The organism is Curtobacterium sp. TC1 (assembly GCF_019844075.1).
GTDB lineage: Bacteria > Actinomycetota > Actinomycetes > Actinomycetales > Microbacteriaceae > Curtobacterium.
Genome location: NZ_CP081964.1, coordinates 119,739 through 135,211 on the forward strand (window position 1 = coordinate 119,739; position 15,473 = coordinate 135,211).

17 protein-coding genes are annotated in these 15,473 nt (G+C 71.7%); 9 read left to right on the top strand and 8 right to left on the bottom strand.

Features of this window, described 5'->3' with window-relative positions; translation table 11 throughout:
- Positions 1-53 precede the first annotated feature (53 nt).
- Positions 54-1,178: a Gfo/Idh/MocA family protein gene (locus KZI27_RS01665; RefSeq protein WP_222659049.1), complete on the bottom strand. Its 1,125-nt coding sequence runs from the start codon at positions 1,176-1,178 to the stop codon at positions 54-56.
- The gene (locus tag KZI27_RS01670) at positions 1,154-1,954 is read right to left on the bottom strand and encodes a sugar phosphate isomerase/epimerase family protein (RefSeq protein WP_222659050.1); all 801 of its coding nucleotides are present in this window, start codon (positions 1,952-1,954) and stop codon (positions 1,154-1,156) included. Before KZI27_RS01670 ends, KZI27_RS01665 begins: the two co-directional genes overlap by 25 nt.
- A 320-nt stretch (positions 1,955-2,274) precedes the next feature.
- Here KZI27_RS01670 and KZI27_RS01675 point away from each other — a divergent pair, with 320 nt between their 5' ends.
- The 3 genes from KZI27_RS01675 (at position 2,275) to KZI27_RS01685 (ending at position 4,801) form a co-directional block, all read left to right on the top strand.
- Positions 2,275-3,597: a carboxylesterase family protein gene (locus KZI27_RS01675; RefSeq protein ID WP_261784011.1), complete on the top strand. Its 1,323-nt coding sequence runs from the start codon at positions 2,275-2,277 to the stop codon at positions 3,595-3,597.
- 98 nt (positions 3,598-3,695) lie between these two features.
- Positions 3,696-4,286, top strand: a complete 591-nt coding sequence (locus KZI27_RS01680) for a TetR/AcrR family transcriptional regulator (protein WP_222659052.1) — start codon at positions 3,696-3,698, stop codon at positions 4,284-4,286.
- Between the two features lie 77 nt (positions 4,287-4,363).
- Positions 4,364-4,801 (top strand): NUDIX hydrolase, encoded by a 438-nt coding sequence (locus KZI27_RS01685; RefSeq protein WP_222659053.1) that lies wholly within the window; start codon positions 4,364-4,366, stop codon positions 4,799-4,801.
- Between the two features lie 12 nt (positions 4,802-4,813).
- Here KZI27_RS01685 and KZI27_RS01690 read toward each other — a convergent pair whose 3' ends face one another.
- Positions 4,814-5,182, bottom strand: a complete 369-nt coding sequence (locus tag KZI27_RS01690; RefSeq protein ID WP_222659054.1) for a VOC family protein — start codon at positions 5,180-5,182, stop codon at positions 4,814-4,816.
- 54 nt (positions 5,183-5,236) lie between these two features.
- On the opposite strand from KZI27_RS01690, the gene KZI27_RS01695 reads away from it, so the two are divergent.
- Together KZI27_RS01695 and KZI27_RS01700 are read left to right on the top strand one after the other, a co-directional pair.
- Positions 5,237-5,875, top strand: a complete 639-nt coding sequence (locus KZI27_RS01695; RefSeq protein WP_222659055.1) for a nucleoside/nucleotide kinase family protein — start codon at positions 5,237-5,239, stop codon at positions 5,873-5,875.
- A gap of 37 nt (positions 5,876-5,912) precedes the next feature.
- Positions 5,913-6,743 carry an SDR family oxidoreductase gene (locus KZI27_RS01700; RefSeq protein ID WP_222659056.1) on the top strand — a complete coding sequence of 277 codons (831 nt, stop codon included), beginning with the start codon at positions 5,913-5,915 and terminating at the stop codon, positions 6,741-6,743.
- 33 nt (positions 6,744-6,776) lie between these two features.
- On the opposite strand, the gene KZI27_RS01705 is transcribed toward KZI27_RS01700, so the two are convergent.
- From KZI27_RS01705 to KZI27_RS01720, 4 genes are all read right to left on the bottom strand, one after another.
- Positions 6,777-8,093, bottom strand: coding sequence for a CynX/NimT family MFS transporter (locus tag KZI27_RS01705; protein ID WP_261784012.1), 1,317 nt, complete (start codon positions 8,091-8,093; stop codon positions 6,777-6,779).
- Positions 8,090-8,746, bottom strand: a complete 657-nt coding sequence (locus tag KZI27_RS01710; protein WP_222659057.1) for an HAD hydrolase-like protein — start codon at positions 8,744-8,746, stop codon at positions 8,090-8,092. The genes KZI27_RS01705 and KZI27_RS01710 overlap by 4 nt, the downstream gene beginning before the upstream one ends.
- 101 nt (positions 8,747-8,847) lie before the next feature.
- Entirely contained in the window at positions 8,848-9,543 is a 696-nt protein-coding gene (nucS, locus tag KZI27_RS01715; protein ID WP_222659058.1) for an endonuclease NucS, read from the bottom strand.
- A 9-nt stretch (positions 9,544-9,552) separates the two neighbouring features.
- Positions 9,553-10,920, bottom strand: coding sequence for an MFS transporter (locus KZI27_RS01720; protein WP_261784013.1), 1,368 nt, complete (start codon positions 10,918-10,920; stop codon positions 9,553-9,555).
- A 92-nt stretch (positions 10,921-11,012) separates the two neighbouring features.
- Between KZI27_RS01720 and KZI27_RS01725 the strand changes: the two genes are divergently transcribed.
- On the top strand, positions 11,013-12,140 hold the full coding sequence (locus tag KZI27_RS01725) for a LacI family DNA-binding transcriptional regulator (RefSeq protein WP_222659059.1): 1,128 nt from the start codon (positions 11,013-11,015) through the stop codon (positions 12,138-12,140).
- Positions 12,141-12,288: 148 nt separating this feature from the next.
- On the opposite strand, the gene KZI27_RS01730 is transcribed toward KZI27_RS01725, so the two are convergent.
- Positions 12,289-13,575: an MFS transporter gene (locus tag KZI27_RS01730; RefSeq protein ID WP_222659060.1), complete on the bottom strand. Its 1,287-nt coding sequence runs from the start codon at positions 13,573-13,575 to the stop codon at positions 12,289-12,291.
- A gap of 63 nt (positions 13,576-13,638) precedes the next feature.
- Between KZI27_RS01730 and KZI27_RS01735 the strand changes: the two genes are divergently transcribed.
- The 3 genes from KZI27_RS01735 to KZI27_RS01745 all read left to right on the top strand — a co-directional run bounded on the left by KZI27_RS01735 (position 13,639) and on the right by KZI27_RS01745 (position 15,466).
- Complete coding sequence (locus KZI27_RS01735) at positions 13,639-14,232, top strand: CGNR zinc finger domain-containing protein (RefSeq protein WP_222659061.1); 594 nt, start codon at positions 13,639-13,641, stop codon at positions 14,230-14,232.
- 84 nt (positions 14,233-14,316) lie between these two features.
- Positions 14,317-14,871, top strand: coding sequence for a hypothetical protein (locus KZI27_RS01740; protein ID WP_222659062.1), 555 nt, complete (start codon positions 14,317-14,319; stop codon positions 14,869-14,871).
- A 4-nt stretch (positions 14,872-14,875) separates the two neighbouring features.
- The gene (locus KZI27_RS01745) at positions 14,876-15,466 is read left to right on the top strand and encodes a TetR/AcrR family transcriptional regulator (protein ID WP_222659063.1); all 591 of its coding nucleotides are present in this window, start codon (positions 14,876-14,878) and stop codon (positions 15,464-15,466) included.
- The last annotated feature ends 7 nt before the right edge of the window (positions 15,467-15,473 follow it).

Genomic DNA, 15,473 nt, shown 5'->3' on the forward strand with positions numbered 1-15,473 from the left:
CCGTACGGGTACCTGACCATTTCTGCTCACCAAGTGGTGCGCGTGGTGCGCGCCTACGCCGTCAGGACCGCGGCCGCGGGGTCGAAGTCCTCGGGCAGCGGCGGGATGGCGTCCACGGTCGACGTGATGTCGACGGCCGACCCCGACGCGGCGGCGTCCCGGATGCCGAGCAGCACGTCGAGGACGTGCAGCGCGACCGCACCCGAGGCACGCTCGGGACGGTCCTCGGCGATGGCCCGGGCGAGCTCGACGACGCCGGTGCCGCGACCCCACGTGGAGCCGACCGCCTCGAGCGTCTCGGGCTCGTCCTGCCCGTAGCGCCACAGCTGGGACGGACCCTCGAACGTGTTCGGGTCCGGCAGCGAGATCGTGCCGAGCGTGCCGTTGATCTCGACGAAGCCCATGCGGGGCAGCGCGTGCTGGAACGAGAACGTCGACTGGGCGGACTGTCCACCGGCGAACTCGATCAGCGCGGCGTGGTGCGTGGGGACCTCGACCGGGAACGTCTCGCCGGCACGGGGTCCGGACGCGATCGTACGACGGTCGAGCGACTTCGAGGACACTGCCTGCACGCGCGACGCGGTGCCGAACGCGTGCACGAGCGTGGTCACGTAGTACGGACCCATGTCGAACAGCGGACCGGCACCCTGGGCGAACAGGAAGTCCGGGTTCGGGTGCCACGCCTCCGGGCCGGGGACGTGGAACAGCGTGGTGGCGGAGAGCGGCTCGCCGATGTCGCCACGGGCGATGGCACGCAGGGCCGTCTGGATGCCCGCACCGAGCACGGTGTCCGGTGCCGTCGCGACGCGCAGGCCCTTGGCCTTCGCGGACTCGAGGACCGCTGCGGCCGACGCGTGGTCGGTCGCGATCGGCTTCTCGCTCCACACGTGCTTGCCGGCGTCGATGATCTGCTGGTCGACCTCGGCGTGCGCCGCCGGGATCGTCAGGTTGATCACGATGCTGACGTCGTCACGGGCGAGGAGCTCCTCGACCGTGCCGGACGCTGCGACGCCGTACTCCGCGGCCTGGGCGGCTGCGCGGTCGAGCAGCACGTCGGCGACGAAGCGGACCTCGACGTCGGCGAACTTGGTCAGGTTCTCCAGGTACTGCGTGGAGATGTTGCCGGCACCGATGATGCCGAGACCGACACGGCTCACTTGTCGTTGTCCTTCAGCCATGCGAGCGACTCGGTGATGCCCTCGAAGACGTCGCCCGAGTAGGCGTCGAACTCGACGACGCGGATGGCCTGCGGTGCCGCGGCGAGGATGCCCGTCACGTTCACATCGCCCTGACCGGCGGGGGTCTGGTTCTCGAACGCGCGCTGGAGCGCCTCGGGCACGACGAGCGCGCTCTCGGACGAGGGCAGCGCGGTGAGGATGTCACCGTCGACCTTGCCGTCCTTGACGTGGATGGCGACGACGCGGTCGCCGAGCGCCTTCAGCACGGCGGGGGCGTCGGCGCCGCCGACGGTGGCCCAGAAGGTGTCGAGCTCGAGCACCGTCTCCGGGCTGATCTGCGACACGAAGTGGTCGTAGACCGTGCGGCCGTCGACCTTGTTCGTGAACTCCCACTGGTGGTTGTGGTACCCGAACTGCAGGCCGCGCGAGGCTGCCTCGGCGGTCAGGACGTTGACGCGCTCGGCGATCTTCGCGACGTCGTCGGCGGTCTGCCAGCGGTCGGTCGGGATGAACGGGTCGATGACCGTCTGGATGCCGAGGCGCTCCGCGGCGTCCCAGATCGGGGCGGTGTCCTCGGCGTCGATCACGGCGACGTGGCCGGACGGCGCCTTGAGGCCGGTCGCGGCGAAGGCGCGCTCGAGGTCAGCGGCACGCTCGACGAACGCGTAGGGCTCGACGTTCTCGTACCCGATCTCGGCGACGCGGGCGATGGCCTTGTCGAGGTCTTCGGCGATGGCGTCTCGCAGCGAGTACAGCTGCACGGAAGTGGTGGGCATTGCAGAGGCTCCTTCGGTCCTGTCTGGGTGTCGCGACAACCAGGTGTCGCAGTCCGTCGAGGAGCGATGCTCCGCGGCGAGATCGATGATGACGCTACCCCAAAAACCACCCGGTGTGTAGTTTTGCGGCGGCCGGTGACACGGCCCCCGGGTGGAACGACCGAGCCCGTGACGTCGTCGTGGACGTCACGGGCTCGGCCATCGCGCAGGATCCCGACGGGATCGCACGTCGTGGCCGCGTCCGCTACGCCGGGTTCGTCGGGTCCGGTCGCGGAACCGACCCCGCGATCGGGTCAGCGACCCTCGGTAGCGTGGACGCCATGCTCGACGCGACCCCAGCCCCCTTCGACACCCCGGCCGGGCGCATCATCGGCACCGTCGACGGCGACGTGATCCGCGTGCTCGGGATCCCGTACGCGCGGGCCGACCGGTTCGCGCCGCCGGAGCCGATGCCGCCCTTCGCCAGCGAGCTGCACGCCTCCACGCCGTCGCCCGTGGCGCCGCAGCCGCACGCGCAGTTCGTCGACCAGCTGCTGGGCGAGGTCGAGGACATCACCGTCGACGAGCACTGCCAGCGCCTGTCCGTCACGCTGCCCGCCGACGTGGCACCGGACGAGCACCTGCCTGTCATGGTCTGGATCCACGGCGGCTCGTACGTCATCGGCGGCGGTGACCTGCCGATCTACGACGCCCGCGACCTCGTGACCGAGCAGCGGGTGATCGTCGTGTCGGTGACCTTCCGGCTCGGGGTGCTCGGGTTCCTGGGCGACGGGGACGCGATCCCGGCGAACCTCGGCCTGCTCGACCTGATCGAGTCGCTCCGCTGGGTGCGGGCGAACATCGCCGCGTTCGGTGGCGACCCCGACCTGGTGACCGTGTTCGGGCAGTCCGCCGGCGGTGACGCAGCTGCTCACCTGATGATCAGCGAGGGGGCTACCGGCCTGTTCCGCCGTGCGATCATCCAGAGCGCACCGCTCGGGTTGTCCCGTCGCCGATCCCGGATGAACCGCGCGATGGTCCGGGCGGTCGGCACGGTGCACGCCGACACCCCGCTCGACGACCTGCTCGAACGGCAGGCCCTCGGCACCCGGGCCGCAGCGCCGTACGGCCTGGCGGGCGGGATGCCGTTCGGCACCCAGTACGGCTTCGCCCCGTTGCCCGCCGAACGCGACCTCGACGCGGCCTGGAGTCGAGTCGCACCCGACGTCGACGTCCTGGTCGGTTCGGCGACGGACGAGACCGGCATGTACGTGCCGCTGATCCCCGGTCTGTCGCGGGTCGCGCGGTCCCGGATCCTGCGCCCGGCGCTCCGTTGGTGGGTGGTCCGTCCGCTCTCCGACGTCATCTACGGCCGCGACGTCCGGCGCTTCACCGCGCGGCACCGTCGAGCCGGTGGGCGGGCGACGTCCTACCGACTCGTGCGCGGCGTGACGACCGCGCCGACCGGTGCCGTGCACATGAGCGACCTGCCGCTGCTGCTCGGTGGCCGCGAGGCCTGGGCCGGCACCCGCTTCGTGCCCGAGCGCGACTGGCCCGAGGTCGAGCGGCGCGGCCGGGCCTTCCGCGCGATCTGGGCGGAGTTCGCCCGGACCGGCGTCGTGCGGGCTCCGGACGACGAGACGCTGACGTTCGACCGGGACTGACGTCCGACCGGGACTGACGTCCGACCGGCGCTGTCCCGGGCTCGCGCCCCCTGAACTGGCGGTCGCGTGGTCGCCGCCGGGACCGGACAATCGTCTCCATGTCCACGCCCGACGCCGAGCTCCGTGCACGCATCGTGTCCGGTGCGATCGAGGCGTACCGCGCGACGGATTTCCACCGGGTCGGTCCGGACGAGGTCGCCGAGCACACCGGTGTCCCGGTCGCCGCGGTCAGCCACGCGTTCCCGATGTGGGAACTGCTCGTCGTCGCGGTCATCGACCGGTGGAACAACGGCAGCCGACTCGTGCTGTGGCCGATCGCCGAACGGGAGGGTGCCGTCGCGTACCTCCGGGCCCGGCTCGAGGCCGGCATCACGGACCCCGCCCTCGTCCGGCTCCGGATCGCCGTGCTCAGCGCCGCGTCGAACCCCGATCACCCCGCCGCCGGGTGGTTCCGCACCCAGTACACCCGCGCGTTCGAGGACCTCACCCTCGCTCTGGTCCGTGATGTCGTCGCTGCGCGCGAACCGCGTGGCGCCTCGCCCCGGCACGCCGCCGAGCAGCTCCTGGCGCTGTACGAGGGGCTGCAGCTGCAGGCGATGGTCCGCGACGACGCCGAGCCGCTGAGCGGCTTCGACCGCGCCGTCGCCCGGATGCGCGTCGGTTGGACGGCAACGCGCGTCGACGCCTGACGACGCGGTCCGGGGCACGGACGGGAGGCACGGCGCGGCTTGCGTGCGTCGGCTCGCCCACCTGGCATGGTCGGCCCATGGAGTACACCGACTACGACACCCGGCTCGCCGCGTACGGCGTGATCACGGATGGTGACCGTGTGCTCCTGGCGAAGCTGCGCTTCCCCGAGGCCGGCACGTGGACGCTCCCTGGCGGTGGCGTCGAGTTCGACGAGACCGTCGAGCAGGCCGTCGTGCGCGAGGTCCGCGAGGAGACCGGGTACGAGTCCCAGGTCGGCGCCCTGCTGGGTGTCCGGCACCACGTCGTCCCCGCCGAGCGTCGGATCCACGCCAACGGGCGCCCGATGAAGGCCGTGCAGGTCGTCTTCCGCGCGACGGTCGTCGGCGGTGCGCTGCGCGACGAGGTCGACGGATCGACGGACGAGTCGCGGTGGCTGCCCATCGCCGAGCTCCCGCACCACCGGCACGGGCTGCTCGTGCCCGTCGCGCTGGCGTGGGCGGGCGCGCTCACCTGATGACGTGGTCCGTCACTCGGCGACGACGCTGAGGACGTTGCCCGACGGGTCCGTGAACCAGGCGATGAGCGGTCCGCCCCGGCGGTTCACGCCCTTCTCGTCGGTCATGCCCTCGTAGTGCAGGAACGTGACGCCCTTCGCGACGAGCTCGTCCACCGCGGCGTCGACGTCCGGCACCGGGAAGTTCAGCACCGTGAAGGCTGCCGGTTCGTGTGCGGGGCCCTTCGGGTAGACGAGGACGCCGTGGCCGTCGCCGAGCTGCAGGAAGAGCATGCCGTGGTCCTCGGTGACCTCGACCCCCAGGACGTCCTGGTAGAACGCCTTCGCCTCGGGGACATCGCGCACCGAGAACCCGCTGAACGCCTTCGTCGCATCGACCATGCGGCCAGTGAACCACCGCGGTCCGGTGTCGGCGCGCTCTGCCAGGATGGGGCCGTGAGCCACGGGGACAGCAGCGTCGACGAAGCCGTCGAGCGTGCGGTCGAGCTGGCCGCGGCGGGACCGCGGGCGGTGCTCGGCATCGCGGGAGCTCCCGGCGCGGGCAAGTCGACCCTGGCCCGACGCGTGGTCACCGCAGTCGACGAGCGACTCGGGGCCGGCACGGCGGTCCAGGTGCCGATGGACGGCTTCCACCTGTCGAACGCAGCGCTCGACGCCCTCGGCCGACATGACCGCAAGGGCGCCGTCGACACGTTCGACGCCGACGGCTACGTCGCCCTGGTCGGACGACTCGTCTCCGCCGACACCACCGTGTGGGCGCCCGACTTCGACCGCCGCATCGACGAGCCCGTCGCGGGCAGCATCGCCGTCCCGCCGACCGCCCGGCTCGTGGTCTCCGAGGGGAACTACCTGCTCGACGACACCGAACCGTGGGCATCGCTCGGCGACCTGTTCACCGAGACCTGGTTCTGTGCCGTCGACGACGGGGTGCGGGTCGACCGCCTGGTCGGTCGCCACATGCGCCACGGACGCGACCACGAGGCCGCGCGCGCCTGGGCGGTGGAGGTCGACGGCGTGAACGCGGCGAGGGTCGCACCCACGGTGATCCGTGCCTCCAGGACGGTGCGGACGTGACCAGCAGACCGACGCGACACCGATCGAAGGAGCGACCATGACCATCGCCATCACCGGAGCGACCGGCAACATCGGGGGCGCCGTCGCACGCGCGCTCGCCGCGGACGGTGTGCCGTTCCGGATGATCGTGCGTGACGCGTCGCGCGCCCCGGAGCTGCCCGGCACCGAGGTCGCGGTCGCGACGTTCGCCGACGCCGAGGCCAGCCGGGCGGCGCTCGAGGGGGTCGACGTGCTCCTGATGGTCTCGGGGGCCGAGGCCGAGGACCGGCTCGACCAGCACCGCACCTTCGTCGCGGCGGCTGCCGCGGCCGGCGTCCGGCACGTCGTCTACACCTCGTTCCTCGGCGCGGCCGAGGACGCGACCTTCACGCTCGGGCGCGACCACTGGGCGACCGAGCAGGCGATCCGCTCGACCGGCATGACACACACGTTCCTGCGGGACAGCTTCTACCTGGACTTCGTCGAGGACCTGGTCGGCGAGGACGGGGTGATCCGCGGGCCGGCAGGCGACGGTGCCATGGCGGCGGTCGCCCGTGCGGACGTCGCACGGGTCGCGACCACCGTGCTGCGGGACCCGGGAGCGCACCTGGACCGCACGTACGAGCTGACCGGGCCGGCAGCGATCACGCTGGCCGAGGCGGCTGCCGTGGTGTCCGAGGTGCGCGGCCGCACGGTGACCTACCACCCGGAGACCCTCGACGAGGCGTACGCGTCGCGGGCGCAGTGGAACCCGGAGCCGTGGCAGGCCGACGCGTGGGTGAGCACCTACACGGCGATCGCCGAGGGGGCGCTCGCACACGTGTCCGGCGACGTCGAGCGGATCACGGGCCGGGCGCCGATGTCCCTGCGTGAGGTGCTCGCCGGCTGACGGGCACGGGCAGGACGAAGCGCAGCGAGCCAGTCAGGAAACGCGACGCGCGGCGATCGTGCCGACGACCCCGAGCGTCAGGACCGACACGAGCACGACGAGCAGCGGTGCCGTCCAGTCCCCGGTCGCCCCGTGCAGCGCCCCGGCGACGAGCGGCCCGGCCGAGCCGAGCAGGTACCCGCCGCCCTGCACGAACGCGGACATCCGACGGGCATCGGCGTCACTCGAGACGATCCGCACGATCACGATGAAGATCACGGTGATGCCACCGCCCTGTGCCGCGCCGCCGAGCACCGACCACAGCAGCCAGAGCTGCGGGGCGAACAGCAGCCCGAGCGGCATCGCCAGCCACAGGGTGCCGACCAGGGCGATGATCGCCGCCGGACGCCACCGGGTCGCGAGCAGCGGGACGCCGAGCGCCCCGACGACGGCCAGGATCTGGAACACCGACGAGCTCGCTCCGGAAGACGCCTTCGAGAACCCGATCTCGTCGTGCAGCAGCGTCGGGATCCAGGCGGTCAGGGCGTAGTACGAGAACGCCTGCCCGCCGAACGCCAGCGTGAGACCCCACGTGATCAGCCGTCGCGCGGGGCGCACCGGCTCGGCGGCGGTCGCCGCTGCGGCCGCGGCAGCAGCCCGCTCGGCGCGGATCGTCCGGATCGCCCCGGTGTCGAGCACCTGGTCGATCGGGCCGGTGATCGGCAGGGGTTCGTCGTCACCGGACCGCACCGGGCGGCGCCACGCGGCCCGCGCACCCACCGCGGAGGTCCAGGCGACCCCGGCGATGACCGCGAAGACGGCCCACACCGCGATCGCGACCGGCCAGCCCCACAGCGCCGCCAGGGGAGCGGTCGCCAGCGAGGTGATCATCGACCCGACGTTGAGCGCCGACGTGTAGACGCCGGTGACCAGGCCGACGCGTTCCGGGGAGGTGTCGCGCCGGATGACGACCGGGATCACCACGTTGCCGATCGTGATGCCGATGCCGATCACCGCGGTGCCGACGAGCAGCGCGGCGGACGACGGCATCGACCGGACCACGGTGCCGGCGAGGACGATGACGAGCGACAGGGACACCGCACGCTCGGGGTCGGCCTTCGCGATGACCCAGCTGGCGAACGGCGTCGCCAGCGCGAAGCAGAGCACCGGGATCGTCGTCAGCAGTCCGGCGATCGTGGCGGTCAGGCCCAGGTCGACACGGACGTCGCCGATGACCGGGGCCGTCGCGACGATCGGGCCGCGGAAGTTCAGGGCGATGAGGACGATGGCGGCGGGCAGCACCCACGCGGCAGCGCGCAGCCCCTGCCTGGCCGCGGCGGTCCGGCCGGTGCCGTCGGTCGCGCCCGTCACGGCAGCAGGATCGGGAGCAGGTCGAGCGGGGTGGCCGCGCTCGCGATGGTGCCCTCGGCCTCGGCGGGGGAGCCGTACCCCCACTCGGCGAAGACCACCGGGACGCCGTGCACCGTGGCACCCTCGACGTCGTGCACCCGGTCGCCGATCAGGACGGGACGGCTGGTGTCGAACCCGCGGGCGTGCAGGCGGCGCAGCGCTTCCTCGACCACGTCGGCCTTGCTCGACCGGACCTCGTCGTCGCTCGCGCCCGTGATGATGTCGATGTCCCCGGTGAGCCCGTAGTGCTCGAGGATGTAGGTCGCCGGTGTCTCCGGCTTGCTCGTCGCGGTCGAGATCGGCAGTCCGGCGTCGTGCAGGGTGCGCAGCACGACGTCGATGCCGGGGAACATCGTCGAGTCGAGGGCGCCGTGCGAGAAGTAGTGCTCGCGGTAGACGGCGAGCGTGTGCTCGGCCTGCGCCTCGTCCATGCCCATCGCGACCCGGAACGTGTCCATGATCGGCGGGCCGACGAACGACATCAGGGTGTCGTGGTCGGGCACCGCGACGCCGACGGTGCGGAAGGTGTGCGTCAGGCTCTCGAGGATGCCCGGCGCGGAGTCGCTGATGGTGCCGTCGAGGTCGAACAGGATGGCGGAGAACGGGCTGGTCATGTCCTGTCCACCCTAGCCGGGCCGTGGCGGCGACCATCCGGGATCCGTCGGCGGCGGGGCGGGGGTGCGCCGCGCCTCCAGACCGGACGGTCCGACGTGGCTCAGAACAGGCGGGCGTGCCCGCCCTCGATGCCGCGCATCGCGTCGTAGTCGAGCACGAGGACGCGGATGCCGCGGTCCTCGGCGAGGGTGCGCGCCTGCGGCGCCACCGTCTGCGCCGCGAGCACGCCCTGCACCGGACGCAGGTGCGGGTCGCGGTTCATCAGCTCGAGGTAGCGCGTGAGCTGCTCGACGGCGTCGATGTTGGCGTTGCGCTTCATCTCGACCGCGACGCTCGCCCCGGCGTCGTCACGAGCGAGGATGTCGACCGGCCCGATGGCGGTCATGTACTCGCGGCGGACCAGCGTGTGACCATCGCCGAGCAGTTCGATCTGCTCCGCGAGGAGCTGCTGCAGGTGCGCCTCGACCCCGTCCTTCACCAGGCCCGGGTCGACGCCCAGGTCGTGGGTCTCGTCGGAGACGACCTCGTACAGGGAGACGATGAGCTTGTCCTGCGTCTTCTTCTGCGTCACCGTCCACACCTGCGTGATGCCGGCGACCGACTGCTCGTCGTCCGGCTCGGTGATCTCGATCGAGCACGGCGGGCTCATCCAGTTCAGCGGCTTGTAGCTGCCGCCGTCGGAGTGCACGAGCAGCGATCCGTCCGCCTTGAGCATGAGCAGACGGGTCGCGAGCGGCAGGTGGGCTGAGAGCCGGCCGGCGTAGTCGACGGAGCAGCGGGCGATGACGAGACGCACCCGGGAAGCCTAACGGGCGTCGCGTCCCGGCCCGGACGGCGCGCTCGTCGCGTCGGCCGTGCTGGTTGCGTTGGCAGCGCTCGTCGCGTTGTCGGCGTTGTCGGCGCTGTCGGCCGGGAGGCGCGGCTCGTCCCCGCCGTGTCGGTCGCCACGCCCGCGGGTCGGCCGGGCGGCGGCGCCGGTCTCACGGGCAGCACCCGACGCGAGTCCCGCCGCGATGATGAACACGAAGACGACCAGGAGCGCACCGAGCAGTCCGATCTGCTCACCGAGGAACCCGATGAGCGGGGGCCCGGCCAGGAACGCCACGTACCCGATGGTGGCGACGGCACTGACCTTGGCGGCAGCGGTGCGGGGGTCGTCGGCCGCGGCCGACATGCCCATCGGGAAGCCGAGGCTGGCACCGAGGCCCCAGAGCACGACACCGACGATCGCGAGCGGCACGTTGTCGATGAAGATGAGCATGCCGAGGCCGACGACCGCGACGGCAGCGCTGATCCGCAGGATCGGGACGCGACCGAACCTGTCGATCAGGGGGCTGCCGGCCACGCGGCCGACGGTCATCGCGGCGAGGAACACCGTGAGCACTCCGGCACCGGCGGCGTTGTCGAGCCCGTGGCCGTCGATCATCGCGAGCGGCAGCCAGTCGTTCGCAGAGCCCTCGGCCAACGCCATGCCGAGCACGATCACACCGATGAGGATCGTGGAGGGCTGCGCCCAGACCTGCCAGCGGGTGAGCGGCGTCGCGACCGGGCTGGTGTCGGTGGAGACCTGCTCCGCGAACCGGTGCTCGTCCTGGAACTTCGTGACGGCGACGAGCATGGCGGCACTCGTGATGACGACCAGGACGATGAAGTGCATGGAGACCGGGATGTCGAGCTTCTCGGCCAGGGCTCCGAGGCCCGCACCGGCGAGCGTGCCGAGGCTGAACGCGGCGTGGAACAGCGGCATGATCGTGCGCCCGCCGGCCTTCTCGGCGGCGGCTCCGGAGACGTTCATCGACACGTCGCACAGGCCGTTGCCGAACCCGAAGGCGATCAGGGCGATCCAGATGGCGGCGAAGCCCCACTCGAGCGTGACCGCGATGCCGGCGAAGACCATGCCGAGTGCCAGGCAGGCGGCGGCCACCTGCACACCACGGCGAGCTCCGAGCTTCGCGACGATGTGGCCGGCGAAGGTCAGGCCGGCGATCGAGCCGACGGCCATGCCGAGCACGAGCAGGCCCATCTCGAAGGTGCTCGCCCCGAGGGAGTCGCGGACGCTCGGGATCCGGCCGAGCCAGGTCGCGATGTCGAGCCCGGACAGGGTGAACACGACGAACACCGCGATGATCCAGGCCCTGGTGGTCGGAACGGTGCGGGTGGACGGCGTCGTCATGGTGGTCCCATCGTGCTTCGTTGCGTGTTCTGGTGCGTGCGTTGCGTCGATCGAATCGATTCGACCGCCTGTTCCGGCTACGCTAACCGGCGATGGACGAACCGGCAACAGCACCCGGCGCGTCGCCTTCCCGCGGCGGCGTCGCCCGTCCGTCGCGCCCGACGCTGGCAGCGGTCGCCCGCGCCGCCGGTGTCGCACCGTCGACGGCCTCGCTCGCGTTCAGCGGCAGCGGCCCGGTGTCCGAGGACGCCAAGGCCCGCGTGCTCGCCGCCGCCGCAGAGCTCGGGTACGGCGGTCCCGATCCCCGTGCGCGTTCGCTCCGTCGAGGGCGTTCCGGCGTCATCGGCGTCGTGATGGACGAGCGCCTGAGTGATGCCTTCCGCGACCCGGTCAACGTCCTGACGCTCGACGGCATCGCCGAGGTCGCGGGTGCTGCGGGAGCTTCGCTCTTGCTGGTCCGGAGTCCGCTCGATGACGAACAGGGCGCCGGGCCACTCGTCGACGCCCCGATGGACGCCGTCGTGCTCGTCGGGTGCAACGTCCGGATCGACCCGGCCGTCGCGGTGCTGCGGCGTCGGCAGATCCCCGTCGTCGCGATCGAGGCGGACGAGATCGAGGGTGCCGTGCCGGTCCAGCTCGACAACCGGGATGCCTCACGCCGTGCTGCTGCGTACCTGCAGGACCTCGGGCACACCGCGGTCACCGTCGTGACGCTGCCGCTCGACGCTGCTCGTCGCCGGGGGCGCATCGACGACGACCGCTTCGCTTCGGGGATCGCGTTCACGACGCTCGAACGGCTCGGCGGTGTGCGCGAGGTCTACCCCTCTGCCGTGGCGATCGAGACTGCTGGCAGCTCGGTGGAAGAAGGACGCCTGGCTGGTGTCGAGCTGTTCGCCGCGGACGGCCCCCGACCGACCGCGGTGATCGCGCAGAGCGACCTGATCGCCGTCGGGGTGATCTCGGCCGCTCTCGACGCCGGACTTCGGGTGCCCGAGGACGTCAGTGTCGTCGGGTTCGACGGCATCACGGTGGACGACAGCCTGCTCCACCGCACCCCGATCCGACACCTGACGACGCTCGTGCAGCCGTTCGTGCAGAAGGGGCAAGCGGCAGCCCGTGCTGCCCTGGCCATGCTGGAGGGGGCGGAGCCGCAGCCGGCGTCGTTCCGCTCGGAGCTGCGCGTGGGTGACACGACAGGGCCGCCGCCCCGTTCGCGCTGATCCCACGCCGTCCGGGATCCGCCGGACCGGGGCGGCGGTGCAGGCTCGACTGGCTCCGTGAACAGCACGACGACAGCAGCAGCCAAGATGAACGCACTGTCCTGACCCGAGCAGGCGGACGCCTCGAGGGGCGGTCCCCTCTCTCGGATCACGAGGCGCGATCGGGGCCCGCGTGGGTGGCGAGGAGGCGTGGGTCGCCCACCTTCCGGAGGGGTGACGCGGCCACCCAGACGACGGTGAGGAGCGTGCCGGCGCACCCCAGGGCGATACCCGTGCGAGTGCCGAGGGACTCGCCGACGATGCCCCCGACAGCGGCGCCGATGGCGATGACGCCGTAGGAGAGCCACCGCATCGTGGCGTTGACCCGGCCGAGCAGGTCGTCGGGGGTCCGGAGCTGGCGGAGTGTCAACGCGACGACGCTCGACAGTGACGTCCCGGCTCCGTTGATCGCGAAGACGACGACGAGGACCGTGACGACCACGGGCGCCGTCCACGACGCATCGACGACGGGGAGGGCGGCGAGGGCGAGGCACTCGGCCGCGGCGCACCCGACCATGACGAACCCGGCACCGAGACGTCTGACGCTCACCGGCGCGGCAGCCGCGCCGAGGACCGCCCCGATGGCGCCGAGACTGAACACGAGCCCGAGTTGCCCAGCGGTGAGGTCGAGTTCACGAACGGCGTGGACGGTGAAGAGCACCATGACCCACTGGGCGAAGAGGTTGTAGATGCCGGCGAAGCCGACCAGGGACACGAGGTAGCGGTCGCGCTGCACGAACCGCAGCCCGTCCGCCAGGTCGCGCAGAGCGCTCCTGCCCGTGGGGACGGGGTGCCGTTCCGGGGTCGAGATGCCGAGGAGCGCCACGGCCGAGACGACGTAGGTCGCGGCATGGGTGAGCAGTGCCCACGGGGCGGACAGTGCCTGGATGAGCAAGCCGGCAAGGCCGGGGCCTCCGATCTCCGCCGCAGACGCCGTCGCCTGCAACCGACCGTTCGCGCGCTCGAGGTGCTCGCGGCCCGCGACCGTCGGCAAGAACGACTGGTAGCTGACCTCGAACAGGACGGTGAACGCCCCGAGCGCCCCCACCAGGACCACGAGGGTCGGCAACGTGAGCAGGCCGGAGAACGCCAGTGCCACCACGACGATCGTCAGGGTCGCTCGGGCGATGTCGGACGTGACGAGCAGCGGGCGTCGTCGCCGCCTGTCGACCAGGACCCCGAGCGGCAGTGCGAGCAGCAGGAACGGTACCCACCGAGCTGCGCCGAGCAGCCCGACCTCGCCCGCCGACGCGTGCAGCACCAGGACGGCGAGCAAGGGCACCGCGAGTTCGCTGATCTGACCACCGATCGACGACGCTGCCTGGGCGACCCAGAACTTCGCGAAGTCCGGCCCGGTCCGCTCTGACGCATGACTAATGGGCGCAGGTCGTTTCATGCATTAGACCCTGGCAGGACATCGCTAATGGTGCAAGAGGCCATCGCGCATTAGGATGACGTGATGACGAAGCCGGCCGTTCGACCGTCGTACCCCGAGGTGGGTGGGCACCCGGCGTTCGACCTCGTCGACACCGTGCACTGGCGTCTGGACGAGGACCGTGCGATCGACACGCTCGCCTCGTTCGAGGACGTCGTGGCGTGGTGTGTGCAGCTGGGCGTCCTGGGACGTGACCCAGAGGGCCTCGACCGTGCTGCACATCAGGTGCCGGGTTCGGCCGAGGCTGAACTCCAGGCGGTCATCGCGCTCCGCGAAGCGATCTACGAGGCGGTCTTCGAGTCGTCGACGCCCGCGGTGGACCTGATCGCACGCGAGCACGTCGCGGCACTCGGTCGATCGACCCTGCACCGGGACGCAGGCGCGCCGACGTGGTCCTGGCGCGTCCCTTCCGATCTCTCGGGGCCGCGCGCGGCCATCGCCTTCGCCGCGCACGACCTCCTGACGTCGGACCTCGGCTCCGCGCGGCAGTGCGGCGACGACGCCTGTGGCTGGGTGTACCTGGACACCTCCCCGCGACACAACCGGGTCTGGTGCACCGCCGCGGGCTGCGGGAACCGCAACCGCGTCGCACGGCACCAAGCCAAGAAGAAGCACTGAGGCGCACGCGCGGGGTCGATGCGCTCGGCCCGTGCGTCTGACATCCTGATTGAGTACACCCGTACTCGAACGGACGGATTCCCTGTGACCCTCATCGCCATCGTCGTCTGCGAGATCGCTTTCTGGATCGCGATCCTGGGCGGCCTGACCGCGCGGTACGTCTTCCGCCGCCCGCGACTGGGCACCGCGATGCTCGTCGCCGCGCCGGTCGTCGACGCGGTCCTGCTCGTACTCGTCACGATCGATCTGCTGGGCGGCGGGACGGCGTCGTGGCACCACGGGCTCGCGGCGATCTACATCGGAGTCTCGGTCGCGTACGGACACCGGATGATCGCCTGGGCGGACGTCCGGTTCATCCATCGGTTCGCGGGCGGTCCGGTCCCGGAACGACTGTCCGGACTGCGCTACACCGTCCGGTGCTGGGGTGACGTCGCGCGGACCGGGCTCGCCGTCCTGATCGCCGCGGGGATACTCGGTGGCCTCATCGCCCTCGTCGCCGACCCCGAGCGCACCGCCGAACTGCAGGGCACGTTCGCACTGCTCGGTCTGGTCCTCGGCGTCGAGGTGCTCTGGGCGATCAGCTACACGCTCTGGCCGCGCAAGCCGTCTGCAGCGCCCGCGGGACCGGCCGTAGGCTGAGTGCGTGCCACGCCGTGTCGACCTCGAGGAGCGAGGCGCGCTCGTCACCGCGGCCTGCCTGCGCATCCTCGAGCGCGACGGACTGGCTGCACTGTCGGTGCGCAACGTGGCCGACGAGGCCGGGATTGCCGCAGCCTCGCTCCGGCGGCTGTTCCCGACGCAGGACGCCCTCCGCGAGCACTGCCTGACGATCATCGAGGAACGGGTCACTGCGCGACTGTCGGCGTTGCACTCGACCGGCCGAGCACGCTCCCTGGACATCCTGGCGCAGGTGCTCCCACTGGACGCCGAACGCACGACGGAGATCCTCGCCCAGGTGCAGCTCGGGGTGCTCTCGCGAACCGACGAGCACCTTGCCCGCAGTGCGCGCCGCCTGAACGCCGGCGTCGGCCGGGTCTGCGCACGGGCCATCGACGTCCTGGCGGAGGCCGGTGGACTCGGCCCCGGACGCGACTCGTCCGACGAGACCGATCGGCTCCACGCCCTGGTCGACGGACTCGCAGTCGAGCACACCTGGGAACCGGCGGCACGCACCCCCGAGCGGGTCATGGCGCTCGTCGAACTCCACCTCGACGGTCTCGGGGACCCACGTTGACGCGTCG

Excerpts from the sequence above, each read along its gene's own strand:
- KZI27_RS01665 (WP_222659049.1), bottom strand. The coding sequence starts at position 1,178 with ATGGCTGAAGGACAACGACAAGTGAGCCGTGTCGGTCTCGGCATCATC.
- KZI27_RS01670 (WP_222659050.1), bottom strand. The coding sequence starts at position 1,954 with ATGCCCACCACTTCCGTGCAGCTGTACTCGCTGCGAGACGCCATCGCC.
- KZI27_RS01675 (WP_261784011.1), top strand. The coding sequence starts at position 2,275 with ATGCTCGACGCGACCCCAGCCCCCTTCGACACCCCGGCCGGGCGCATC.
- KZI27_RS01680 (WP_222659052.1), top strand. The coding sequence starts at position 3,696 with ATGTCCACGCCCGACGCCGAGCTCCGTGCACGCATCGTGTCCGGTGCG.
- KZI27_RS01685 (WP_222659053.1), top strand. The coding sequence starts at position 4,364 with ATGGAGTACACCGACTACGACACCCGGCTCGCCGCGTACGGCGTGATC.
- KZI27_RS01690 (WP_222659054.1), bottom strand. The coding sequence starts at position 5,182 with ATGGTCGATGCGACGAAGGCGTTCAGCGGGTTCTCGGTGCGCGATGTC.
- KZI27_RS01700 (WP_222659056.1), top strand. The coding sequence starts at position 5,913 with ATGACCATCGCCATCACCGGAGCGACCGGCAACATCGGGGGCGCCGTC.
- KZI27_RS01710 (WP_222659057.1), bottom strand. The coding sequence starts at position 8,746 with ATGACCAGCCCGTTCTCCGCCATCCTGTTCGACCTCGACGGCACCATC.
- KZI27_RS01720 (WP_261784013.1), bottom strand. The coding sequence starts at position 10,920 with ATGACGACGCCGTCCACCCGCACCGTTCCGACCACCAGGGCCTGGATC.
- KZI27_RS01725 (WP_222659059.1), top strand. The coding sequence starts at position 11,013 with ATGGACGAACCGGCAACAGCACCCGGCGCGTCGCCTTCCCGCGGCGGC.
- KZI27_RS01730 (WP_222659060.1), bottom strand. The coding sequence starts at position 13,575 with ATGAAACGACCTGCGCCCATTAGTCATGCGTCAGAGCGGACCGGGCCG.
- KZI27_RS01735 (WP_222659061.1), top strand. The coding sequence starts at position 13,639 with ATGACGAAGCCGGCCGTTCGACCGTCGTACCCCGAGGTGGGTGGGCAC.